A 23,451-nucleotide genomic window follows, 5' to 3' on the forward strand; every position below is an offset into this window, starting at 1 on the left:
GACCGTCACGGCTCTGTGACCGCTCGCCCGGGACGGTGGATTCGTGCGGGCCGGGCGCGATAGGGATGGACGCATGAGCAGCAACGGGGGAGCCGGCCACCGGCCCGAGGAACCGACCAGCTACGGCCTGCAGCCGCCGGCTCCGCGCGGCGTGCCCGACCGGCCGCCGGCGCCGCACGGCGTGCCCGCCCAGCAGCCGCCGGCGCCGTACGGGGTGCCCGCCCAGCAGCAGGCGCCCCACCCGGCCGCCCGTCAGGCGCAGCCGACGCCGCAGCACGCCCACGCGCCCGCACCGCCCCACCCCGCGACGCCGGCCCAGCCCCACCCGCACGGGCCCGCCCCGGCGACGCCGGAGCGGCCGCCCGCCCAGGACCCCGGCACGGGGCGCCTGATCGCGGGCCGCTACCGGCTGCTCTCCCGGCTCGGCCACGGCGGCATGGGCACCGTCTGGCGGGCCGTGGACGAGACGGTGGGCCGCGAGGTCGCCGTCAAGGAGCCGCGGGTCCCGGACCACCTCCCCGCCGAGGAGCAGGAGAAGCTGTACACCCGGATGCGGCGCGAGGCGACCACCGCCGCCCGCACCGACCATCCCGCCGTGGTCACCGTCCACGACGTGGCGCTGGTCGACGGCCGGCCGTGGATCGTGATGGAGCTGGTCCACGGCCGCTCGCTCGGCGACATCCTCCAGGAGGGCACGCTCGACTCCCGCGAGGCCGCCCGCATAGGACTCGAGGTGCTGGGCGCGCTGGAGGCGGTGCACGCGGCGCGGATCCTGCACCGGGACGTCAAGCCGGAGAACGTGCTGCTCGGCAGCCACGACCGGGTCGTCCTCACCGACTTCGGCATCGCCCAGGCCGAGGGCGACACCAGCCTCACCGACACCGGAGCCTTCGTCGGCTCGCCCGAGTACGTCTCCCCGGAGCGGGTGCTGGGGCAGCGGCCGGGGGAGGCCTCCGACCTGTGGTCGCTGGGAGTGGTGCTGTACGCGGCCACCCAGGGCGTCTCGCCGTTCCGGCGCAGCAACGTTCCGGCGACCCTGCAGGCGGTGCTCAACTCCGAGCCGCCCGCGCCGTCCGCCTCCGGTCCGCTCGCCGAGGCGATCACCGGGCTGCTCCGCAAGGACCCGGCGCACCGGCTGGACCACGCGGGCGCCCGCCGCCTGCTGGAGACGGCGCTGCGGCCCCCGGCCCCGCCCGCCCCGCCGCGCCCGGCCCCGCCGCGCGCCGGCGGGGTGTGGGTGCCGAGGAAGGCGCTGTTCGGGGCGGTGGCCGGCCTGCTGGCGACGGTGCTGGCCGTCTGGACGGTGCTGGCCGACCCGTTCGCCGGTCCGCTGCCGGACGGCTGGAAGACCCACCACCGCAAGGCGCTCGGCGTGAGCGTCGGCGTGCCCGGCAGCTACGAGGTCATCGAGCCCAAGGAGACCGACTCCCAGCAGGACAAGGTCACCTTCTCCGACCCCAGCGGCGCCATTCGGGTACAGGTCGAGCGGTACTCGCGGGACGACGTCCTGCGGGACGTCGCCGTCAGCCCGGACGCCCAGATGCACGCGGAGAACGACGAGTTCGTCAAGGACGGCGAGTACGCCTTCGACATGCCGGAGAACCCCACCACCACCCCCCGGCCCGGACTGAGGCACCAGGACCGGCCCGCGGCGGAGAACGTCGTCGGCTTCGACACCACCGACTCCCAGGACCCCCGCCCGGTCGAGATGCGCTTCTTCTACTACGAGAACACCGACGAGCGCATGTACCGGGTCGTGATCGCCTACCCGCGCAAGGGCGACGTCACGGAGCGGGGCAGGGAAGTGGCGCGGCGGACCATCGAGAACCTGGTCTTCGACCCGGTCTGACGCGACGCCCCGGTGCCCGGGTCGGACGCCGCCGCCGGGCCCGCGACGCCCGCCGGGCGTCATGTGGCCGAAACCGGTCCGGAAGAGTTGCCGGAAGAGTTCTGCGCACCGGTTTCCCGTCGCACAACCCCTGATCAGGGCTTTTGTGCCAGCGATCACTGGCATGATGTGTCCACGAGGTGAAGGGGGGTTACCGATGGGTACCCAAAGTGTTTCGACCGTCATACCCTGCGCGTCATGACGGAGACGCAGGCCCCGCAGGCGCGGAGGACGGACAGCGGCACGGCCGGCACCAATCCGGTGGCCGCCGCGCCGTCCGGCGCGCGCGCCATCGCCGACGTGGTGACGCCGGAACTGGTGGCGCGGCTGACCAGGGGTGTGACCGGTACCGGCCTCACCTTCAACCACAGTCCGTTCACCGGCGAACGGCTCGCCGACCTTCCGGAGACCTCCGTCGAGGAGGTCGCGACGGCGTTCGAGCGTGCCCGCGCGGCGCAGAAGGCCTGGGCCGCCGTCCCGGTGCGCCGCCGAGCGGCCGTCCTGCTCCGCTTCCACGACCTGGTGCTCCAGCGGCAGGCCGAGATCCTCGACCTGATCCAGGCCGAGACCGGGAAGGCCCGCCTGCACGCCCACGAGGAGCTGCAGGCCGTCGCCATGGCCGCCCGCCACTACGGCAGGAAGGCCCCGGCCTACCTGGCCCCCAAGGGCCACCTGGGCGCGGTGCCGGTGCTCACCAAGGTCGAGGAACTGCGCCACCCGCGCGGGGTGATCGGCCAGATCGCCCCCTGGAACTATCCGCTGGAGCTGTCCGTCGGCGACGCGCTGCCCGCGTTCGTGGCGGGCAACGCCGTGGTGATGAAGCCGGACACCGAGACCGCGCTGACCGCCCTGTGGGCGCGCGAGACGCTGATCGAGGCCGGGCTGCCCGCCGACGTCTGGCAGGTCGTCATCGGCGAGGGCCCGGTGGTGGGCCCCGAGGTGGTCCGCCACGCCGACTACGTCTCGTTCACCGGCTCCACCCGCACAGGCCGTGAGGTCGCCGAGCGCGCCGCCGCCCGCCTGGTCGGCGTCTCGCTGGAACTCGGCGGCAAGAACGCCATGCTGGTCCTCGAGGACGCCGACCTGGACAAGGCCGCCGAGGGCGCGGTGCGCGCCTGCTTCTCGACCGCCGGCCAGCTGTGCATCTCCATCGAGCGGCTCTTCGTCCACGCGTCGGTGGCCGACGCCTTCCTGGAGCGGTTCGTCGCCCGGACCAAGGCGCTCAGGCTGGGCAACTTCCTCGGATACGGCGCCGACATGGGGTCGCTGGCCAGCGAGCGCCAGATGGAGACCACCATGCGGCACGTCGAGGACGCGGTCGCCAAGGGCGCCACGGTGCTCGCCGGCGGTGTCGCCCGGCCCGACGTCGGCCCGTACTTCTACGAGCCGACCGTCCTGGACGGCGTCGAGGCCCCGATGTCGGTCTGCTCCGAGGAGACCTTCGGCCCGGTCGTCTCGGTCTACCGCTTCGCCGACGTGGAGGAGGCCGTGGAACGGGTCAACGGCACCGACTACGGCCTCAACTCGTCGGTCTGGTCCAAGGACACCCGCCGTGCCCGGCGCATCGCCGCCCGGCTCCAGACCGGCACCGTCAACATCAACGAGGGCTTCGCGCCCGCCTACGGCAGCGCCCGCTCGCCGATGGGCGGCATGAAGGACTCCGGCCTGGGCCGCCGTCACGGGGCCGAGGGCATCCTCAAGTACACCGAGGCGCAGACCGTCGCCGTGCAGCGGCTGATGCCGCTGGCGCCGTCGTTCGGCCTCAGCGACGAGCAGTACGCGACCGTGCTCAGCATGGGCCTGAAGGTGATGAAGGCCTTCCGCCTCCGCTGACCGCCCCGCGGCGGCGGGCCGCACCCCACCCGCCGCCGCACCACACCCGTCCCGCCACCCGCCTGTTCCGCCACCCGCCTGTTCCGCCACCCGCCTGTCCCGCAGCAGTCGACCACCGCAGCCGATCACCGCACCGGACCCTTTACCGCCGCACCGGACCGACCGGTCGGACCGTCGCACCGGACCGCCGTACCCACCGCCCGCCCGGTTCTCAACCGTTCTCAGTGAGGAGCGCGCATGTCGCAGGAGAACGCTTCGCAGGAGAAGACCGCAGGCCTTCCCGACGCCCCGCAGGACCAGCAGCCCCACGACTACGACGTGGTCGTGGTCGGCTCCGGCTTCGGGGGTTCCGTCACCGCGCTCCGGCTCACCGAGAAGGGCTACCGGGTCGGCGTCCTGGAGGCGGGCCGCAGGTTCACCCGGGAGACCCTGCCGAAGAACTCGTGGGACCTGAAGAAGTTCCTCTGGGCCCCGCAGCTCGGCATGTACGGCATCCAGCGCATCCACCTGCTGGGCAACGTGATGGTGCTGGCCGGCGCCGGGGTCGGCGGTGGCTCGCTCAACTACGCCAACACCCTGTACGTGCCGCCGACGCCCTTCTTCAAGGACCCGCAGTGGAAGGACATCACCGACTGGGAGGAGGAGCTGAAGCCGTACTACGACCAGGCGCAGCGCATGCTGGGCGTACGGCTCAACCCCACCATGACCCCCTCGGACGTCCACCTGAAGGCGACCGCCGAGCGGATGGGCGTCGGCGACAGCTTCCACCTGGCGCCGGTCGGCGTGTTCTTCGGCGACGGTGAGGACGCGGACGGCAGCGTCACCGCGCGGCCCGGCGAGGAGGCCGCCGACCCGTACTTCGGCGGGGTCGGCCCCAGCCGCAAGGCGTGCGCCGAGTGCGGCGAGTGCATGACGGGCTGCCGCCACGGCGCCAAGAACACCCTCAACGAGAACTACCTGTACCTCGCCGAGAAGGCCGGCGCGACGGTGCACCCGATGACCACCGTGCGGTCCGTCACCGAGGACGGTCACGGCGGGTTCCTGATCGACGCCGTCGGCACCGACCGCAAGAGGCTCGGCAAGGGGCGCGTCTTCCGCGCGCGTCACGTGGTCGTGGCCGCCGGCACCTACGGCACGCAGACGCTGCTGCACCGGATGAAGGCGGGCGGGCAGCTGCCCCGGATCTCCGGCAAGCTGGGCATGCTCACCCGCACCAACTCCGAGGCGCTGGTGGGCGCGCAGACCGACGACCGGCGCTACCGCCGGGTGACCGGGCAGCCCCAGGTCGACTTCACCCGGGGCGTCGCCATCACCTCGTCCATCCACCCGGACGCCAACACCCACATCGAACCGGTCCGCTACGGCAAGGGCTCCAACGCGATGGGCGCCCTCACGGTGCTCCAGGTGCCCTACGCCGCCAAGGGCACGGGCCCGGCGCGGGTCCTGGGATGGCTGGGCAACAGCCTGCGCCACCCGTGGCTGACCCTGCGCTCGCTGTCCAACCGGCGCTGGTCGGAGCGGACCATCATCGGCCTGGTGATGCAGTCCCTGGACAACTCGCTGACCACCCACCTGAAGCGCACCGGCTTCGGCAAGGGCCTGCTCACCGCCCGGCAGGGCCACGGGGCGCCCAACCCGAAGCAGATCAAGGCGGCGGTGGAGGCGGCCTCGCTGCTGTCGGAGGAGATCAACGGTTTCGCCGGCAGCAACGTCGGAGAGCTCACCGGCATGCCGCTGACCGCGCACTTCCTGGGCGGCTGCCCCATCGGCGACTCGCCGGAGACCGGTGTGATCGACCCGTACCACCGGCTGTACGGATACCCGGGGATCTCCGTGGTGGACGGCTCGGCGGTCTCCGCCAACCTGGGCGTCAACCCCTCGCTGACGATCACGGCGCAGGCCGAGCGGGCGATGTCGTTCTGGCCCAACAAGGGCGAGGAGGACCCGCGCCCGGCTCAGGGAGAGGCGTACCGGCGACTGGCCGCGGTGCCGCCGCGGACACCGGTGGTGCCCGAGAAGGCCTTCGCGGCGCTGAAGCTGCCGTTCCTCGGCATGCCGGTGGTGCCGCCCAAGAAGGCGGACGCGGTACCGGCGTCTGCCTCTGCGTCGGCGCCTGCGCCGGGGGCGGCGTCGGGGGCGGCGTCGAAGCCGTCCGAGGCGATCACCATGCCGAGGCCGGCCGAGACGGACCTGGTGGACCCGCCGACCGTGGAGGCCGCGGGGACGGCCGAGTAGCGCCTGCCCTCGACACCACCGGCAGCACTGACACCACTGGCATCACTGGCATCACCTCAGGACCGGGACCGTGGGTGGCGGTCCCTGTCGGCCGGCTCCGGGCGTCCCCGGAGCCGGCCGTTTTTCCGGTTGGACCGGGCTGCTGTCCCCTGCCGTCCGGTCACCACCCTGGAGCGACGGTCCCACGGCGCACGGCACGGTGTTCCGTGCGCCTCATCGCTCCAGCAAGCCACGCGTGGGTTTTTTCGGGAGCCGTGCCTGGCCGGCACGGACAACCGGACCAACGAAGCGTGCGGGTGGACGGTCACGGTCCCGGACGGGTGACCGTGCGGCGGTCGGGCGTCGACCGGGGGCGGCGGCCACGGCCACGGTGGCGGTGGCGGGCCGGCGGGGCCGGCCGAACCGGTGGGGCTCTTCGGGACGGCGGTTCACACGCGGCCGCGGGAGAGCTCCAGGATGGTCATCGCCAGGGAGGTGCCCGGCCGGCCCAGGGCGTCGCGGTAGCGGGAGAGGACCTCCATCTCGCGGGACAGGTTCACCCGGCGGCCACCGGCGGAGATGCGGGTCTGCTGGATCACGGCGGACACGGCCATGCGTTCCTGCACCAGCCCCAGGATGCGGTCGTCGAGGGCGTCGATCCGCGTCCGGGCGTCGGCGATGACGTCGGCCGGGTCGGTGCCCCGGGCGGTGGGAGCGGTGGGAGCGGTGGCGGTGGCAGCGGTGGGGCCGGTGGACGCGGGGGCGGTCGTGGGGGTGATGCTCATCGGGGTCTCCTCCGTGGTGTGCGGTGAGGCCCCGGCGCCGGTGGGTCCGGGAGAACGACAGGCGCCCCGGGCCTTGCCGGCCCGGGGCGCCTGGGAAGTCGCTCTGCGGTTATCCGCGGTGAGCAGCACGACCATGGCAGCCGGCGGGCCGGGTGCCATAGGTAAACGCGTAGCTCGAAAGCGCGGACATGAGGCCAGTATGGCCGGAGGGGCGCACGAGCTCCAACCCGGCCCGCATCGTGAGACCGCGGTCCACGGTGAGGCGCCGCCGCGGCGGTGGTGCCTCGGCGGTGGCGCCGCGGCGGTGGCGCGGTGACCAGGGCGGTCACCGGGCGTGCCGGGCGGCGCCGGAGGCAGGGCCGTCGCCCCGACCGAGGTCAGGGCGGGGCGGGCCGTGCGGGCCGTGCTGGCCGGGCGGGGGTCAGGTCGCGGGGTCGTCGCCGGACTCCCGTCCGGAGCGGAGGGTGCGGGCGACGAGCCCGGCCGCCCCGGCCAGCGAGAGGCCGCCCACCACCAGGGGGATCGCCACGAACCACGGCACGCTCCACTCCCCGGCGGCGTCGCCCGCGAAGAGCACGCCTGCCGTGATCAGGACCAGGCCGGCCGTGAACCGCCCCGGCTGGAACTCATGGCGCCACACGGGTCACCTCCACGTTCCCCGCGCCCACCTCGAGGCGCAGGTCGATCGTCCCGGCCGGCCGTCCGTCCCGGCCGTCGCCGTCCCCGCCGTCCGCCGCGGGCAGCGTGTACTCCTCGATCAGCCCACCGCCGAGGCCGGTCTCCTTCCCGGCGGCGGCGGGCGAACGGATGTCGCCCATGCCGACCTCGATCCGGGTCCTGACCCTCAGGTCGTCCGGGACGATCACCTCCAGCCGCCCGGTGCCGACATTGGCCTCCACCGGCACCGTCTGCCCGTCCGTCACCGGAAGGCGCGTCAGGTCCAGTCGGGCCAGGCCCATGCCCAGCTGATAGCCGTCGCGGGCCGCCGCGGCGGAGGCCGGACGCCACTCCACACGCATCCAGTCCGCGTCGACGCTCCTCGGCAGGGCCGCCGACACGGTCAGCAGGGCCGCAGTGACCAGGCCCCAGAAGACCGTGCCCGCGCCGGTGCGGCCGAGGAAGGCGCTGACGGCCAGGCCCAGGCCGAGGACCAGCAGGGCGCAGGCCAGGCCCTGCTGGACGGCACTGACGGCAGGGGCGCCGTCCCGGGCCAGGCCGGTGGCCAGCACGCCCGCCGCCACGGCCAGCAGGAACACCGTCCCGCCGAGGGAACGGGGGCGCGGCCGCGCGCTCCGGGTCGGGACCGCGCTCGGAGGCCGGTCGGCCGGGGCTGCCGCGGCGGTGGCCCCGCCGCGGGAGATGGTGAGCGCCGCCGCGAGGTCCCTGCCGGAGGTGTGCCGCAGGTCGCCGGGGCCCCACAGGTAGCCCGTGCCCCCGACGAAGGTGCCGTCCTTGACGATTGGCTCCCGCCACCAGGAAGGGCCCGGCACCGAGACCGGGGGAGCCTGGGCCTCGGGCGGGGCGTCCGCCGCGGCCTGGGCGGCCAGCGGGTCCGGTCCGGGAGCGTCCCGGTGACGGGACCAGTACCCCGCCCCGGCCAGCAGCAGGGCGAGCACCGCGCCGAAGCTCAGCACCCCGCCGTTGCCCAGCATGGACAGGAACACCCCGCAGCCGACCAGGGCGAACAGCACCGAGGCCAGCGCCGGACCGTCCACCCGGCCGGTGAGCAGGCGGCGTATCTCGTTCTCCTCCTCGCCCTCGTACGGGACGAGGAGCCAGGCGAAGCCGTAGAAGACGAGACCGATGCCGCCGGTCGCCGAGAGCACCGCGAGGGTGATCCGGAAGATCACCGGATCCATGTCGCACTGGCGGCCCAGACCCGCGCAGACCCCGCCCAGCATCCTGTACCGCCGGTCGCGCCGCAGCGGCCGCGGTTCCCGCTCCTGTTCCGGCCGCTCGTCGGCGGTCGCGGACGCACCGGCGCGCCGCCCCGCGTCGGTGGACGCGGGGTCGTGCGGGTGGTGGTGATCCGTCATGCCTTCATGGTGACGGGCGGGACGGCCCGGCGGGAGTCGCAACGACCCTGGGAAGACCCTGAGATCCTCCCCCGAGGTCCCGAGGTCCCGAGGTCCCGAGGTCCCGAGGTCCCGAGGTCCCGAGGTCCCGAGGTCCCGAGGTCCCGAGGTCCCGAGGCTCCGGGGCACCTGGGGCGGGGCCGAACCGGCACCGGCGCACCGACGCCGATGCCACCGCCACCGACCGGGCGGATCGAGGCGCAGGGTGAGGCCGAGGCCCACGGCACGCCGGGGCGACCCGCCGCGGAGTGCCCCCGGTCCCGGGCGGCGGCGGCCTGCGGCCCGGCGCCCCGCGTCCCGGCGTCCCCGCGTCCCGGAGGGGAACTGTTCGAGGCACGCCGGGGTGGGGATCAGGGTCCTCTCGGGGGCGGACCCTGATGACCCGGAGGGCGCGGCGTGTGACGATCGTGGCATGCCGGAAGCCGCAGCAGTACTCGACGAACAGCGGCCGCCGCGCAAGCTCTACCGCAGCGGCGACGGACGCTGGCTCGGGGGCGTGGCGCGGGGGCTCGCCGGGCATCTCGGCCTGCCCGTGGCCTGGCTCCGCCTGGCCTTCGTGGGCCTGTTCATGGCGCAGGGGCTGGGCGCGCTGCTGTACGCGGCGTTCTGGTTCTTCGTCCCGCTGGGTGTCGGCGGTGTCGGGGCGGCGGACGGCAGGAAGCAGCAGACCGCGTCGGCGTCCGGGGCGGCCTCGCCGCGCCGACTGGTGGCGCGCAAGCCCGACCGGGGGCAGTTGGTCGCGCTGTTGCTGATGGTCGTGGTCGCGCTGGTCTTCGTGGGCAGTGTGGACCTCGGCGGCGGGACGCGGGCCTACCTGTGGCCCGCGGTGCTGGTCGCGGCCGGTGTGGCCCTGGTGTGGCGTCAGGCGGACAACGCGCGGCGGGCCCGCTGGGTGGAGGTCGGCCGCCGTCGCCGCACGGTGACGCTGGCCCGCGCCGCGGCGGGTGTCCTGCTGGTGACGGCCGGCGTCTCGGGGATGTTCGTCCTGCAGGGCTCGGCCGCCCATCTCGGGTCGGTGCTGCAGGCCGCGCTGGCCGTCCTGGTCGGCGTGGCCCTGCTCGCCGGCCCTTACCTGGTGCGGATGACCCAGGACCTCTCCACGGAACGGCTGATGCGCATCCGCGCGCAGGAACGCGCCGAGGTGGCCGCCCACGTCCACGACTCGGTGCTGCACACGCTGACGCTGATCCAGCGCAACGCCGACAGCCCCGGCGAGGTCCGCCGGCTGGCCCGGGCCCAGGAGCGCGAGCTGCGGGCCTGGCTGTACCGGCCGGAGGGCTCCGGCAAGGAGGAGGAGGCCGAGCCGGAGACGCTCGCCGAGGCGGTCCGGAGCACCGCCGCCGAGGTGGAGGACAAACACGGTGTCCCCATCGAGGTGGTGGTGGTGGGCGACTGCCCGCTCGACGAGAAACTGGCCGCCCAGATCCAGGCCGCGCGGGAGGCCATGGTGAACGCCGCCAAGTACGGTGGCGACGGCGGGCCGGTCCAGGTCTACGCCGAGGTGGAGGGGAGGACGGTGTTCGTGTCCGTCCGCGACCGCGGCCCCGGCTTCGACCTGGACGCGATACCCGCCGACCGGATGGGTGTCCGGGAGTCGATCATCGGCCGCATGGAACGCAACGGCGGCACGGCCCGTGTGCGGGCCGCCCCCGACGGGGGCACCGAGGTCGAGCTGGAGATGGAGAGGGCGGAGAGGACGTCATGAGCGACGCGACCGGAGCCACCGGCCCCGAGGGCACGGGCATCGAGGCGGGCACGGGCGGCGAGCCGGGTGCCGGACGCCGGGTGAGGGTCGTGCTCGTCGACGACCACCGCATGTTCCGCACGGGGGTGCGCGCCGAGATCGGCGAGACGCAGCGCACCGGCGTGGAGGTGGTCGGGGAGGCCGCCGACGTCGACCAGGCGGTCACGGTGATCACCGCCACGCGGCCCGAGGTCGTGCTGCTCGACGTCCACCTGCCGGGCGGCGGCGGCGTCGAGGTGCTGCGCCGGTGTGCGGGACTCGCCTCCGACCCGGAGCAGCCGGTCCGCTTCCTCGCCCTCTCGGTCTCCGACGCCGCGGAGGACGTGATCGGCGTCATCCGCGGCGGCGCCCGCGGATACGTCACCAAGACGATCACCGGGTCGGACCTGGTCGACTCGGTCTTCCGGGTCCAGGAGGGCGACGCGGTGTTCTCGCCCCGGCTGGCCGGCTTCGTCCTGGACGCCTTCGCCTCCACCGACGCGCCGCCGGTGGACGAGGACCTGGACCGGCTCACCCAGCGGGAGCGGGAGGTGCTCCGGCTGATCGCCCGCGGCTACGCCTACAAGGAGATCGCCAAGCAGCTCTTCATCTCGGTGAAGACGGTGGAGTCGCACGTCTCGGCGGTCCTGCGCAAGCTCCAGCTCTCCAACCGGCACGAGCTGACCCGCTGGGCCACGGCCCGACGCCTGGTCTGACGGCGGGCCGACCCCGCCGCCTCTCGCTTCCCCGTCCCGCCCCTCCCCGTCCCGCCCCTCCCTGTCCTGCCGCTCCCCGTCCTGCCGCTCCCCGTCCCGTCCCGCCCCGCTCCGAGCGATCAGGTTCCCGCTCAGACCACGCGGGTCGCCCCGGCGAAGGGCATCTCGTCGATGGGGGCGATCCGGACCGGGGCCGAGGGATTCGGCGCGTGGATCATCCTGCCCTGGCCGATGTACATGCCCACATGGGTGACGCCGGGGTAGAAGAACACCAGGTCGCCCGGGCGGAGCTGGGAACGGGACACGCGCCGCCCCGCGTCGATCTGGGCGTAGGTGGTGCGGGGCAGGGAGACACCCGCGGAGCGGTAGGCGGCCTGGATCAGTCCCGAGCAGTCGAAGGCGTTGGGCCCGGTGGCGCCCCAGACGTACGGGCTGCCCAGCTTCCGCTGGGCGTAGGCGATGGCGGCCGCGGCGCGGGAGTCGGGCGCGGCGATCCTGCCGCCGGTGGCCTGGGCGCCGGTGGCCTGCGTGCCGGAGGACCCGCCGCCCCGTCCCGGTGACGCTTCCGCGCCGCCGCCCGACGTCTCCGCGAGGCGGGCGCGTTCCTCGGCGGTCAGCCGGGAGAGCAGCCGGCGGGCCTTCTCCAGCTTCCCGGTGACGGTCCGCTTGTGCCGCTCGGCCCGCTCCTGCTGGTCGCGCAGTCGCTCCAGCTCGGTCCGGGCGTCGTCCCGCACCTCGTCGAGCTCGCGGATCTGCTGCGACACGGAGGCGATCTCCGTGGCCTGGAGGTCGCCGGCGCGCTGGGCGAAGCCCGCGTCCCGCAGGAAGCGGTCGGGGTCGGAGGAGAGTGCCAGCTGCATGGTGGGGTCGAGACCGTTCCCCGAGCGGTACTGGGCGGCGGCGGCCGAGCCCAGTGCCTCACGCGCCTCGTTCAGCTCCTCGGCCCGCCGGGCTGCCTCGTCCTGCAGCTGGTCCACCCGGCGTTCGGCGGCCCGGGTCCTCTCCTTGGCGCCGTTGTACTTCTCGGTGGCCGCCTCGGCCTCCCGGTACAGCTGGTCGACCTCTTCCCTGACCTGTTCCGGCGTCGGCTTCGGCGCCGCGTGTCCGACTCCCTCGAGTCCCGCCGAGGCCGCCGCTCCCGCGAGTACCGCGGTGAGCAGGGTGCGTGCCCTGCCGCCGCTCCGGTGCTGTGAGGGTTTGCGGTGCGATGCCACGTTGGAGTCCACGTCCTTCCGTACGTCCCGCCCCACTGGCGGGACGGTCACACATCCGGCGGCGGCCCGCACAGGGGAGGCGGGCCGCCGCCGGACCTTCGATGGGGTGGCCGACGCCGTCCGGTCGGGACGACAGGCGGGGGAGCCGGTCACCTGGGGGAGGACGCTAATCCGGTAGGTCACCATCCGGTAACGGTTTGTGCGGAGATGACTCCAAAGAGTCACCGGGTGTCCGAGGGAGTGGTGTGGCGTTCCGGTGATGACGGATTGCTGTGCCGTCACGACCGTTTGCGCATGTCCGGGGCGGGTGGGGCGGGAGGGGCGTTACGCGGCGGCCCGCCGCGTGCGGCGCCGCGGGCGGTGGCTAGGCTCCCCGGCATGGACGTACTCCTGCACATCTTCGTCGGCCTTCACATCATCGGTATCGCCGCGCTGCTCGGCGGTTTCTTCCACCAGATGAAGGCCATCGGTCAGGGCACCGCCCGCTTCACCCCGGGCATGCTGCACGGCGCCCTCACCATGCTGGTCACCGGCATCGTCCTGGTGGGCCTCAACGAGGCCCAGGGCGCCTCGGTCAACCACATCAAGATCGGCATCAAGCTGCTGCTGCTGATCGTGATCCTCGGCCTGGTCTACGTGAAGCGCGACGAGGAGCGGGTGTCGAAGGGGCAGTTCGCCCTGGTGGGGGCGCTGACGACGGTCAACGTCTTCATCGCGGTGCTGTGGACGTGACGCCGCGTCCGTGACGCGTACCGCGACGGCCCGCACGCCTGGAGCGTGCGGGCCGTCGCGCGTCCCCGGGGCATGGGGCGGGCCGTCGTGCGGGCCGCCGGGGGCCGGACCGGTCAGGAGGGGCGCACGACGCTGTGGATGGAACCCTCGCCGTCGTAGTAGATCGACTCCTCGCGGACGTTCGTGCCCGGCTTCGGAGCGTGGATCATCATGCCGTCGCCGATGTAGACGCCCACGTGGGTGACGTCGTCGTAGAAGAAGACCAGGTCGCCCGGCTGCGCCTGGGAGACCGGGACGGTGGTGCCGGCGTTCACCTGGTCGTAGGTGGTGCGCGGCAGGTCCACGCCGGCGGCCTTCCAGGCGGCCTGGGTGAGGCCCGAGCAGTCGTAGGAGTCCGGGCCGGTCGCGCCCCACACGTAGGGGAGGCCGATCCGGGCCTCCGCGAACGCGACCGCCTTCCGGCCCTGCGAGGCGGACGCGTCGGTGGAGCCGCCGGATCCGGTGTCGCCGCCGGTGGATCCCTCCTCGGCGGCCTCCTCGGCCGCCGCCTCCTGGCGGGCCTTCTCCTCGGCGGCCTGCTGCCGTGCCAGCTCCTCCGCCTTGCGGCGGGCCTCCTCCTCCTTCTTCCGCTCGATCGCGGCGAGCCGCGCCTTCTCCTCGGCGGTCAGCTCGGCCAGCAGTTCGCGGGCGTCGCTCAGCTTCTTCTGGACGGTCGCCTTGCTGGTGCGGAGCTCCTCCTCGGAGGAGCTCAGGGTCTCCATGCTCTCGGAGGCCTCCTGCCGCTTCTCGGCGGTGGCGGCCTGGCGCTCCACGAACTCGTCGACCGCCTCCTGCTGGCGGGCGGTCAGGCGGTCCATCAGCTGGGCCTGGCCGAAGTAGTCCTCGGGGGCCTCGGCGAGGAGGAAGGTGGCGGTGTCGGGGAGCGCGGTGCCGGAGCGGTACTGGGCGGCGGCGTACGAACCGAGCTTCTCGCGGGCCTCGTTCAGCTCGTCGGTGCGCTCGGCGACCTCGTCGAGCAGCGTGTCGAGCTCCTTGCGCCGGGCCTCGCTCTGCTCCTTGGCGGAGTTGTACTTCTCGGTCGCGGCCTCGGCCTGGCGGTAGAGGGCGTCGACCTTCTCCTGGACCTCTGCGAGGCTGGGGCGGTCGGACGGGGCGGCCTGGGCGGTCTGGCTCAGCAGGGCCACGGAGGTGAGGGCGACGGTCGCCAGGGCGGGGGTGCGTATGCCCGCGAGCAGGCCCGCAGGGCGGGGTTTTCGGTGTGACGCCAAGGCGGCGACTCCTTCCGTCTCCCGCCTACCGGGTTAGCTGTCGGGTTCGGGCGGCGGTTCCGGAAGGGTTGCCCTACGGTCCGGCGGGGCCGGAACGATTCACCCCAGGTGGCGCGTGCGGGTCCCCGGCTCCGGCGCGGGGCCGGACTCGGCGGGGGCCGCACGGACCGGCGAGGTTCGCCGGTCGGGGTCGGACGGCCCGCGCGGCACGTTAGCCAACCCGTGGGGTCCGTGTGAAGGACGGTGTGCGATATGCCCGATACGTTTTCGTGACCTTGGCCCGAGCGTGGCGCTCCGTCACACCCAGGCAGCTCGTGGTAGTCACGCCTCTCCTCGCCACTCCACGCCTCTCCTCGCCACTCCTCGCCACGCCCCGCCCCTCCCGGGCGGTGGCTCCGCAAGGAGGTGCCGTGCGGACGCGGAGGGTCACTCGGTGACGTCGACGACCACCCGGTTGGTCTCGAGACCGGCCGCGGTGACGACCTGGACCTCGACGCGGCCGGGCTCGACATCGGCGGGCACCGGCACCGTCAGCACCGTGTCGGACGGGTTGCTGAAACCGCCCGCCACCGGCACCAGCGGAACGTGGACGTTGACCGCTCCTATCCGGACGACCATCCGCGACAGCCGGTCCGCGCCCTGCGCCCCCGGCGGCACGAAGCCCGCCCCGCGGATCTCGATGTCGTCGCCGGTGCGGATCGGCCCGTCGAGGTCTCCCGCCTCCCGGGCCCGCACCACGGAGAGCACGACCGGACGGCCGCCCTCCGCGTACTTGCCGGCCAGGTAGGTCGCCGCCGAGATCAGCACCACCACGGCCAGCCCCCACGGCAGGTCGGGCAGCTGCTCCGGTTTGCGGGCCAGCCGGACCAGGCCGAAGACCAGCGCCACCGCGGAGATCACGACGTACTGGATGTCGGCGAAGCTGCCGCGCCCGGAGTCGTCGGTCAGCAGGTCCGCCGCGCGGGGCCGGTGCGCGCGCACCTTCTGCAGCCGCTGCCCCTGCACCCGCAGGCTCACCACCCGGCGGACCAGCACCGCGATGGCGCACACCACGGCCAGCACCGTCACCACGCCCGCCCCGCGCGCCAGGTCGAGGCCCGCGATCAGCGCGTCACGCTCCCGGTGCCCGGAGGCGGCGGCCAGCTGGCCGGCCAGGGTGAGCACGGCGAAGGCGGTGAACAGCACCCACGCGACGGCCACCGCGCGCGAGGTGGAGAGGCGGTTGTCCTCGCCGATCACCGGCGCGAGCACGCCGCCGCGCGCTCGGTGGTACCAGGAGGCGGCGGACAGCGCGGCGGCCGTCACCAGGGCCGCGAGCAGCCCCGCCGTGCGGGCCGGCGTCCACCCGGCCCCGATCGCGGTGAGCGCCTGCACCAGCAGGAGCAGCAGCACCGCTCCCCACACGGCGTAGAGCGTGACCCGCCACAGCCGCGCCAGCCAGGCCTGGCCCTCGGCCCGGCTGCGCTCGGCGACTTCCGCGGCGGACTGGGTGAGCTCGTCGGAGACCCACTGCCGCGAGGCGGAGGCCGAGTGGGCGACCGCGGCGGGCAGTCCCTTCCCGGCGGCGTACTCGTCCCGCTGGTGGAGGAAGGCCGCCACGGCCTTCCGGTGTCCCGCCCGGGCGCCGTGCGGACAGTCCCCGCACGTGCAGCCGCCCCCATGGGTGTCCTTCGCCGCGTCGGCGCCCTGCCGCGCCTCCTGCACCGCCACGCCGTGTCCGCCTTCCGCAACGATCGTCACAGCGGCAACTCGCCTGCCGCGTAGGGGAATTGTGCCGTACCGCCCACCCCGTCCGGTCCACGGGGCCCGCTGCGCCGCGGGGTCCACCGGGAGCGGGGGGCGCGTCTCGGCCTCTCCCTTCACAACCGTTCCGGCGCCCTGCGGGTCTCGGTCGCGGCCCAACATTTTCGGCCCGTTTCCCGGCGACGGCGAAGGGCGCCGTCCGGAAGACCGGACGGCGCCCTTCGTCACGCGGTGGTGGGAGAGGTCACTCCCACTCGATGGTGCCCGGCGGCTTGGAGGTGACGTCCAGCACGACGCGGTTGACGTCCCGCACCTCGTTGGTGATGCGGGTGGAGATCCGCTCCAGCACCTCGTACGGCAGGCGCGACCAGTCGGCCGTCATGGCGTCCTCGGACGAGACCGGGCGCAGCACGATCGGGTGGCCGTAGGTGCGGCCGTCGCCCTGGACGCCCACGCTGCGGACGTCCGCGAGCAGGACCACCGGGCACTGCCAGATCTTGCTGTCCTGGCCGGCCGCGGTGAGCTCCTCGCGGGCGATGGCGTCGGCCTCGCGCAGCAGGTCCAGGCGCTCCTTGGTGACCTCGCCGACGATGCGGATGCCGAGGCCGGGGCCCGGGAAGGGCTGGCGCTGGACGATCTCCTCCGGCAGGCCGAGTTCCTGGCCGACCATCCGGACCTCGTCCTTGAACAGCTGGCGCAGCGGCTCGATCAGCTTGAACTCGAGGTCCTCCGGCAGGCCGCCCACGTTGTGGTGGGACTTGATGTTGGCCGTGCCGGTGCCGCCGCCGGACTCGACGACGTCCGGGTACAGGGTGCCCTGGACGAGGAACTCGACGGGCTGGTCGCCCGGCGCCTCGGCGACGATCTCGGCCTGCGCCTGCTCGAAGACGCGGATGAACTCCCGGCCGATGATCTTGCGCTTCTCCTCCGGGTCGCTGACGCCAGCGAGCGCGGTCAGGAACCGCTCCTCGGCGTCGACGACCTTGAGCTCCACGCCGGTGGCGGCCACGAAGTCCTTCTCGACCTGCTCGGTCTCGCCCTTGCGCATCAGGCCGTGGTCGACGTAGACGCAGGTCAGCTGGTTGCCGATGGCCTTCTGGACGAGCGCCGCGGCGACCGCGGAGTCGACGCCGCCGGACAGGCCGCAGATGGCGCGCTTGGTGCCGACCATCTCGCGGATCGCGGCGACCTGCTCGTCGATGACGTTGCCGGTGGTCCAGGTCGGGCTGATGCCCGCGCCCCGGTACAGGAAGTGCTCGAGGATCTGCTGGCCGAACGTGGAGTGCATCACCTCGGGGTGGTACTGCACGCCGTACAGCTTCTTGGCGTCGTTCTCGAAGGCGGCGACCGGCACGACGTCGGTGGAGGCCGTGACCTCGAAGCCCTCGGGGGCGGCGGAGCAGGCGTCGCCGTGCGACATCCACACCGGCTGCTCGTCCGGGGTGCCCTCGAAGAGGGTGGAGCCCGACCGGCTCACGTGGAGCTGGGTGCGGCCGTACTCACGGGCGCCCGTGTTGTCGACCTGACCGCCCAGGGTCTGCGCCATCAGCTGGAAGCCGTAGCACATGCCGAAGACGGGGACGCCGGCCTCGAAGAGGGCGCGGTCCAGGGTCGGCGCGCCCGGCTCGTACACGGACGAGGGGCCGCCGGAGAGGATGATCGCCGCCGGGTTCTTGGCGAGGATCTCCTCGACCGGCATGGTGCTCGGCACGATCTCGCTGTAGACCCGGGCCTCGCGGACGCGGCGGGCGATGAGCTGGGCGTACTGCGCACCGAAGTCGACGACCAGGACGGTGTCGGGGGCGGCGGACGCAGCGGTGGGCGCTGATGACACGGGGGGCCTTCCGGCGTCAGGGTGTGGGTCTGTCCGCCCAATTCTACCGGTGTGCGGAGAACGCCGTGCCCGCCGGCGGGCCGCCCCGGGCCCTCGCGGCAGGCCCCGGGGCGGGACCTTCGTCACACCGGGACGGGCCGGTGGTGCGACACCCGGACGCGCAGGGGCGTCGCACCCGGACACACCGGGGCGCGACATCGGGACGCGCCGGGGCGCCCGTGCAACGGTTCGGGGGCGGTTTCGTCCACCGGCCACGGGTGTCGGTCCGGGCACCTAGACTCGGAGGGCGATGAGCAGCCTCTTTGACGAAAGCTACCTGGCGAGCCTCCAGGCCCCTCCGGCCCACGACGAGGCCCCGCCGCCGCCCGACGAGGAGCACGGCGAATACCCTCCGGAGCCGATCCCGGACGACCTGTTCGCGGGCCGCTTCGACGTGCCGCCCGCCCGGGACGCCTACTACCGGGACGGCGCCCCGCGCCCCGCGCTGAGCGGCGCCGCCCTGCTGGACGGGCTGAACGAGAACCAGCGCGCCGCCGTGCGGCACGCCGGGTCCCCGCTGCTCATCGTGGCCGGAGCCGGCTCCGGCAAGACCCGGGTGCTGACCCACCGCATCGCCTACCTGCTCGCCGAGCGCGGCGTCCACCCCGGCCAGATCCTCGCCATCACCTTCACCAACAAGGCGGCCGGGGAGATGAAGGAGCGCGTCGAGCAGCTGGTGGGCCCGCGCGCCTCCGCGATGTGGGTGATGACGTTCCACAGCGCCTGCGTGCGCATCCTGCGCCGGGAGAGCAAGCGCCTCGGCTTCACCTCGTCCTTCTCGATCTACGACGCCGCCGACAGCAAGCGCCTGATGGCGCTGGTCTGCCGCGACCTGGACCTGGACCCGAAGCGGTTCCCGCCCAAGTCGTTCAGCGCGAAGATCTCCAACCTGAAGAACGAGCTGATCGACGAGGAGGACTTCGCCGCCCAGGCGACCGACGGGTTCGAGAAGACCCTTGCCCAGGCCTACGCGATGTACCAGTCCCGCCTCCGCGAGGCGAACGCCCTGGACTTCGACGACCTGATCATGACGACGGTCAACCTGTTCCGCGCCTTCCCGGACGTGGCGGAGAGCTACCGACGCCGCTTCCGGCACGTCATGGTCGACGAGTACCAGGACACCAACCACGCCCAGTACGCGCTGGTCCGTGAGCTGGTGGGCGGGGCATCGGAGACGCACGACGAGGACGTGCCGCCCGCCCCGGAGGACGTGCCGCCGGCCGAGCTGTGCGTGGTGGGCGACGCCGACCAGTCGATCTACGCGTTCCGCGGGGCGACCATCCGCAACATCCTCGACTTCGAGGAGGACTACCCGAACGCCACGACGATCCTGCTGGAGCAGAACTACCGCTCCACGCAGACCATCCTGAGCGCCGCCAACGCGGTCATCGAGCGCAACGAGTCCCGCAGGCCCAAGAACCTGTGGACCAACGCCGGCGCGGGCGCCAGGATCACCGGCTACGTCGCGCCGTCCGAGCACGACGAGGCGCAGTTCGTCGCCGACGAGATAGACCGCCTCACCGACGCCGGCGACGCCAAGCCGGGCGACGTCGCGGTGTTCTACCGGACCAACGCGCAGTCCCGTGTCTTCGAAGAGGTCTTCATCCGGGTCGGGCTGCCCTACAAGGTCGTCGGCGGCGTGCGCTTCTACGAGCGCAAGGAGGTCCGGGACGTCCTCTCCTACCTGCGCGTGCTGGCCAACCCGGAGGACGCGGTGCCGCTGCGCCGCATCCTCAACGTGCCCAAGCGGGGCATCGGCGACCGGGCCGAGGCGATGATCGAGGCGCTGGCGCGGCGGGAGCGGATCAGCTTCCCGCAGGCGCTGGTCCGCGTCGACGAGGCGTACGGCATGGCGGCCCGCTCGACGAACGCGGTCAAGCGGTTCAACACGCTGATGGAGGACCTGCGCACGGTGGTGGAGTCCGGCGCCGGCCCGGCGACGGTCCTGGAGGCCGTGCTGGAGCGGACCGGCTACCTCGCCGAGCTGCAGGCGTCCACCGACCCGCAGGACGAGACGCGGATCGAGAACCTCCAGGAGCTCGCCGCGGTCGCCCTCGAGTTCGAGCAGGAGACCGCGGAGGCCGAGGGCGGATCCACGCTCGCCGACTTCCTGGAGCGGGTCGCGCTGGTCGCCGACTCCGACCAGATCCCGGACGAGGAGGACGGCGACGGCGTCATCACGCTGATGACGCTGCACACCGCCAAGGGCCTGGAGTTCCCGGTGGTCTTCCTGACCGGCATGGAGGAAGGCGTCTTCCCGCACATGCGGGCGCTGAGCCAGACCAAGGAACTCGAGGAGGAGCGGCGGCTCGCCTACGTCGGCATCACCCGCGCCCGTGAGCGGCTGTACCTGACGCGCGCCGAACTGCGCAGTGCGTGGGGGCAGCCGTCGTACAACCCGGCGTCGCGGTTCCTGGACGAGATCCCGGACGGGCACGTCGACTGGAAGCGCAAGGGCGGCTCGTCCTCGGGCGGCGGCTTCGGCAGCGGCCCCGCGGCGGGCGTCGCGGCTTCGCTGTCGTCCTCGCGGGCCCGTTCCTCGGCCGCGGGCGGTTCCGGCTTCGCCACGCGGCGGGCGGGGGAGAAGCCGGTGGTCGACCTGTCCGTCGGCGACCGGGTCACCCACGACCAGTTCGGTCTCGGCACGGTGGTCGGCGTGGCCGGGGCGGGCGACAAGGCGCAGGCCACGATCGACTTCGGGGACGGCAGCCCGAAGCGGTTGCTGCTGCGGTACGCGCCGGTCGAGAAGCTGTAGCGGGGCCCGCGGCGACGGCACGCCGCCGTCGCCGCGGCGGCCCGGGGGTGGCGGCCCGTGGCGCGGTGGCGGAGGGGCTGTTTCGGTGGTGGTCGAGGGTGCTGCCGCGTCGGTGGCGGAGGGTTACCGCTCGGCCGTCAGGTCGGGTCGATGCCGTGGCTGCGGAGCCAGGCCAGGGGGTCGACCGCGCCACCGCCGCCGGGGCGGACCTCGAAGTGGAGGTGCGGGCCGGTGGAGTTGCCCGAGTTGCCCGAGTAGGCGATGGTGTCGCCGGCCTTCACGGCCGTGCCGTCGGCCAGCTTGTACGTGGAGAGGTGGCAGTACCAGGTCTCCGTGCCGTCCTTGGCCGTCACGATCATCATGTTGCCGTACGCGCTGTTGTACTGGGTGCGGACCACCCCGTCGGTCGCGGCCAGCACCGGCGTGCCGTAGGAGACCGGGAAGTCGATGCCGGTGTGCACCGACATCCAGTTGACGCCCGCCGCGCCGTAGTAGGCGCTGAGACCGTGCTGGGAGACCGGGCTGGCGAACTTGGGGCGCAGCCGCTCCTTCTTGGCGGCCTCCTCCGCGGCCTTCCTGATCTCGGCCTCGCGCTGGGCCTCGAGGTCGATCCGCTCCTGCTCACGGCTGGCGCGGTCACCGAAGTCGGCGGCGGCCACGGTCACTTCGCTGAACTGCGCGGAGACCTTGTCGTTGGCGACGGAGGGTTTCACCGGCTGGGCGTCGGACGCGGCCTGGGTGGTGGTCTCCTCGGCGGCGCCGCCCACCGAGGCGGCGGCGACACCGGCCACGCCCATCACGCAGACCGAGGGCACCGCGACGGTCAGCAGGGCGGACCTGCGGGCGGGGGTGCGGCGGCGTCCGCGGGAAGCGGACCGGGGGACGTACGGCAGCGCCTCGTCCTGGTCGTCCAGGTGGTGCGGCCGGTCGTCGGGCCGGTCGTCGTGGCCTCCGATCCGGTCGCGGTCCTCGCCGTCCGCGTCCTCACGCCGGCCGTCGGCGGGCTCCGGCGTGTCGTGGGCGTCGCCGCCCTCCGCGGAGTTCCAGGCGGTGGCGTCGTAGGCGCCGGTCTCGGTGTCCTGCTCGTTCCAGTTCCACTGCCCGGTGCTCTCGTGCCCGCCGGTCGCCTGCTCGGGGAGCTCGGCGGAGTACTGGTCACCGCTGCCCCAGGCGTCGGTGTCGGACGTCCCGGTCTCCTGGGCGGCGTAGTGCTGCTCCGCGTAGAACTGGGCTGCGTAGGCGTCGTACTGCGCGCCCATGTCCCACTGACCGCTGTCGTAGGAGGAGTTCGAGCCGTAGCCGTCACCGGTGTACTGCGCCGTCATCGACGGATCGGTCCAGCCGGTCGTGTCGTAGGAACCGCTCGGATAGGAACCGGCGTCGTAGGAGCCGGACAGCGTGTCGTAGGAACCCGTGTCGTATCCACCGCCGGGGTGGGTATGCGTCTCGTAGGACCCGGTGCCGTAGTCCTGGGAGGCCTGGGCGTCGTACGGGGTGAAGTCCGCGTAGTAGGGCTCGGACGCGCCGTACGCCGGATATGGCGCCGACGACGAGTCGGAGGCCGGGGCCGGGGTCGTCATGCTCCCCGACGGGTGACGCTCGTCCACCAACTTCTCTTTCGCCTCGACGACAGGGGCTGCCAGAGCAGTGCGGCGACTGTACCCGGCGGTATGCGGACTGGACAATCTTCGGTGGCCATAGTGCAGGCACCAATGGGACAGGAGGGCCTGTTTCGGTGTTCCTCGGGCGTGTCCTTGGGGATGTGTTCGGCAAGCGTTCGAGGTCTGCGGCACCGTTTTGGGGTGAACGAGCCGATTGCCTGTGCCAGGGTCACGCCGACCGGCGGTTCTCCTGTCCCCCGAGTGCCCTGTCGGTGCTCGTGGGACCGGCGTGTCGGAGGCCCGTGGCAGGGGCCGCCGGGCGTGTTCGAGGGCCGGTCGAGCGGGTGGCCGTGTGATGTTGCCCTCCCTCTTCACCGTGCGACTGACGGCTGAGGGATGCTGTGGATAACGTGCGTTCACTTCCCCGGCCGGTGCGGCGGGCTTGAGTCGGTTGATGGAGGCGTTGATGGGTGTGGCAGTCGGTCCGATCCGTGTGGTCGTAGCCAAGCCGGGACTGGACGGTCACGATCGTGGGGCCAAGGTCATCGCGCGTGCCCTGCGTGACGCGGGCATGGAGGTCATCTACACGGGCCTCCACCAGACCCCCGAGCAGATCGTGGACACCGCGATCCAGGAGGACGCCGACGCGATCGGCCTGTCCATCCTCTCCGGTGCGCACAACACGCTGTTCGCCAAGGTGATCGACCTGCTCAAGGAGCGGGACGCGGCCGACATCCTGGTGTTCGGCGGCGGGATCATCCCCGAGGCCGACATCGCTCCGCTCAAGGAGAAGGGTGTCGCCGAGATCTTCACGCCCGGCGCGCCGACGCAGGCGGTCGTCGACTGGGTCCGCGCCAACGTCCGCGAGGGCGCGCAGGCCTGACCGGGCGTCGGGCGGCGGCCGGCTCCCCTTAATACGGTTGTACGGTGCGTCGCCAGGGCTGTTGCCCGGGCGCCGTTGCGGGGAGCGTGGCGGTTGCCGGGGTTGCCGGGGTTGCCGGGCCGGCGTGCCGAGCCGGCCCTCCTCCTGA

16 protein-coding genes and 1 riboswitch are annotated in these 23,451 nt (G+C 73.3%); of the genes, 8 read left to right on the forward strand and 8 right to left on the reverse strand.

Features of this window, described 5'->3' with window-relative positions; genetic code table 11:
• Positions 1-73: 73 nt before the first annotated feature.
• From ABZ836_RS00990 to ABZ836_RS01000, 3 genes are all read left to right on the forward strand, one after another.
• The gene (locus ABZ836_RS00990; protein WP_361138161.1) at positions 74-1,849 is read left to right on the forward strand and encodes a protein kinase; all 1,776 of its coding nucleotides are present in this window, start codon (positions 74-76) and stop codon (positions 1,847-1,849) included.
• Positions 1,850-2,086: 237 nt separating this feature from the next.
• Positions 2,087-3,721, forward strand: coding sequence for a succinic semialdehyde dehydrogenase (locus tag ABZ836_RS00995; protein WP_356128781.1), 1,635 nt, complete (start codon positions 2,087-2,089; stop codon positions 3,719-3,721).
• Between the two features lie 237 nt (positions 3,722-3,958).
• Positions 3,959-5,956, forward strand: coding sequence for a GMC family oxidoreductase (locus ABZ836_RS01000; RefSeq protein WP_356128784.1), 1,998 nt, complete (start codon positions 3,959-3,961; stop codon positions 5,954-5,956).
• Positions 5,957-6,384: 428 nt separating this feature from the next.
• On the opposite strand, the gene ABZ836_RS01005 is transcribed toward ABZ836_RS01000, so the two are convergent.
• The 3 genes from ABZ836_RS01005 to ABZ836_RS01015 form a co-directional block, all read right to left on the reverse strand.
• Positions 6,385-6,720, reverse strand: coding sequence for a chorismate mutase (locus ABZ836_RS01005; protein WP_361138163.1), 336 nt, complete (start codon positions 6,718-6,720; stop codon positions 6,385-6,387).
• Between the two features lie 421 nt (positions 6,721-7,141).
• Positions 7,142-7,360 (reverse strand): hypothetical protein, encoded by a 219-nt coding sequence (locus tag ABZ836_RS01010; protein ID WP_356128790.1) that lies wholly within the window; start codon positions 7,358-7,360, stop codon positions 7,142-7,144.
• Positions 7,347-8,756: a PspC domain-containing protein gene (locus ABZ836_RS01015; protein ID WP_361138165.1), complete on the reverse strand. Its 1,410-nt coding sequence runs from the start codon at positions 8,754-8,756 to the stop codon at positions 7,347-7,349. Before ABZ836_RS01015 ends, ABZ836_RS01010 begins: the two co-directional genes overlap by 14 nt.
• A gap of 451 nt (positions 8,757-9,207) precedes the next feature.
• Here ABZ836_RS01015 and ABZ836_RS01020 point away from each other — a divergent pair, with 451 nt between their 5' ends.
• Entirely contained in the window at positions 9,208-10,500 is a 1,293-nt protein-coding gene (locus ABZ836_RS01020; protein WP_361138167.1) for a PspC domain-containing protein, read from the forward strand.
• Positions 10,497-11,234 (forward strand): response regulator transcription factor, encoded by a 738-nt coding sequence (locus ABZ836_RS01025; RefSeq protein ID WP_356128799.1) that lies wholly within the window; start codon positions 10,497-10,499, stop codon positions 11,232-11,234. The genes ABZ836_RS01020 and ABZ836_RS01025 overlap by 4 nt, the downstream gene beginning before the upstream one ends.
• Positions 11,235-11,365: 131 nt before the next feature.
• Here ABZ836_RS01025 and ABZ836_RS01030 read toward each other — a convergent pair whose 3' ends face one another.
• Positions 11,366-12,448, reverse strand: a complete 1,083-nt coding sequence (locus ABZ836_RS01030; RefSeq protein WP_361138522.1) for an NlpC/P60 family protein — start codon at positions 12,446-12,448, stop codon at positions 11,366-11,368.
• A 378-nt stretch (positions 12,449-12,826) separates the two neighbouring features.
• Between ABZ836_RS01030 and ABZ836_RS01035 the strand changes: the two genes are divergently transcribed.
• Complete coding sequence (locus tag ABZ836_RS01035) at positions 12,827-13,180, forward strand: hypothetical protein (protein WP_356128800.1); 354 nt, start codon at positions 12,827-12,829, stop codon at positions 13,178-13,180.
• Between the two features lie 113 nt (positions 13,181-13,293).
• Here the strand turns inward: ABZ836_RS01035 and ABZ836_RS01040 are convergent, their stop codons facing one another.
• The 3 genes from ABZ836_RS01040 to guaA all read right to left on the reverse strand — a co-directional run bounded on the left by ABZ836_RS01040 (position 13,294) and on the right by guaA (position 18,025).
• Positions 13,294-14,448, reverse strand: a complete 1,155-nt coding sequence (locus ABZ836_RS01040) for an NlpC/P60 family protein (RefSeq protein WP_361138169.1) — start codon at positions 14,446-14,448, stop codon at positions 13,294-13,296.
• 6 nt (positions 14,449-14,454) lie between these two features.
• Positions 14,455-14,612: riboswitch (cyclic di-AMP (ydaO/yuaA leader) on the reverse strand.
• A gap of 262 nt (positions 14,613-14,874) precedes the next feature.
• A complete protein-coding gene (locus tag ABZ836_RS01045; protein WP_356129208.1) occupies positions 14,875-16,158 on the reverse strand; it encodes a hypothetical protein in 1,284 nt (427 codons plus the stop codon).
• Positions 16,159-16,435: 277 nt separating this feature from the next.
• Positions 16,436-18,025, reverse strand: a complete 1,590-nt coding sequence (gene guaA, locus ABZ836_RS01050; protein WP_361138171.1) for a glutamine-hydrolyzing GMP synthase — start codon at positions 18,023-18,025, stop codon at positions 16,436-16,438.
• Between the two features lie 289 nt (positions 18,026-18,314).
• Between guaA and pcrA the strand changes: the two genes are divergently transcribed.
• Complete coding sequence (pcrA, locus tag ABZ836_RS01055) at positions 18,315-20,819, forward strand: DNA helicase PcrA (protein ID WP_356128809.1); 2,505 nt, start codon at positions 18,315-18,317, stop codon at positions 20,817-20,819.
• A 137-nt stretch (positions 20,820-20,956) separates the two neighbouring features.
• On the opposite strand, the gene ABZ836_RS01060 is transcribed toward pcrA, so the two are convergent.
• The gene (locus ABZ836_RS01060; protein ID WP_356128812.1) at positions 20,957-22,399 is read right to left on the reverse strand and encodes a M23 family metallopeptidase; all 1,443 of its coding nucleotides are present in this window, start codon (positions 22,397-22,399) and stop codon (positions 20,957-20,959) included.
• 487 nt (positions 22,400-22,886) lie between these two features.
• Between ABZ836_RS01060 and ABZ836_RS01065 the strand changes: the two genes are divergently transcribed.
• Positions 22,887-23,303 carry a cobalamin B12-binding domain-containing protein gene (locus tag ABZ836_RS01065; protein ID WP_356128815.1) on the forward strand — a complete coding sequence of 139 codons (417 nt, stop codon included), beginning with the start codon at positions 22,887-22,889 and terminating at the stop codon, positions 23,301-23,303.
• Positions 23,304-23,451: the final 148 nt, after the last annotated feature.

This window comes from Streptomyces sp. NPDC047130, from assembly GCF_040643475.1.
GTDB lineage: Bacteria > Actinomycetota > Actinomycetes > Streptomycetales > Streptomycetaceae > Streptomyces.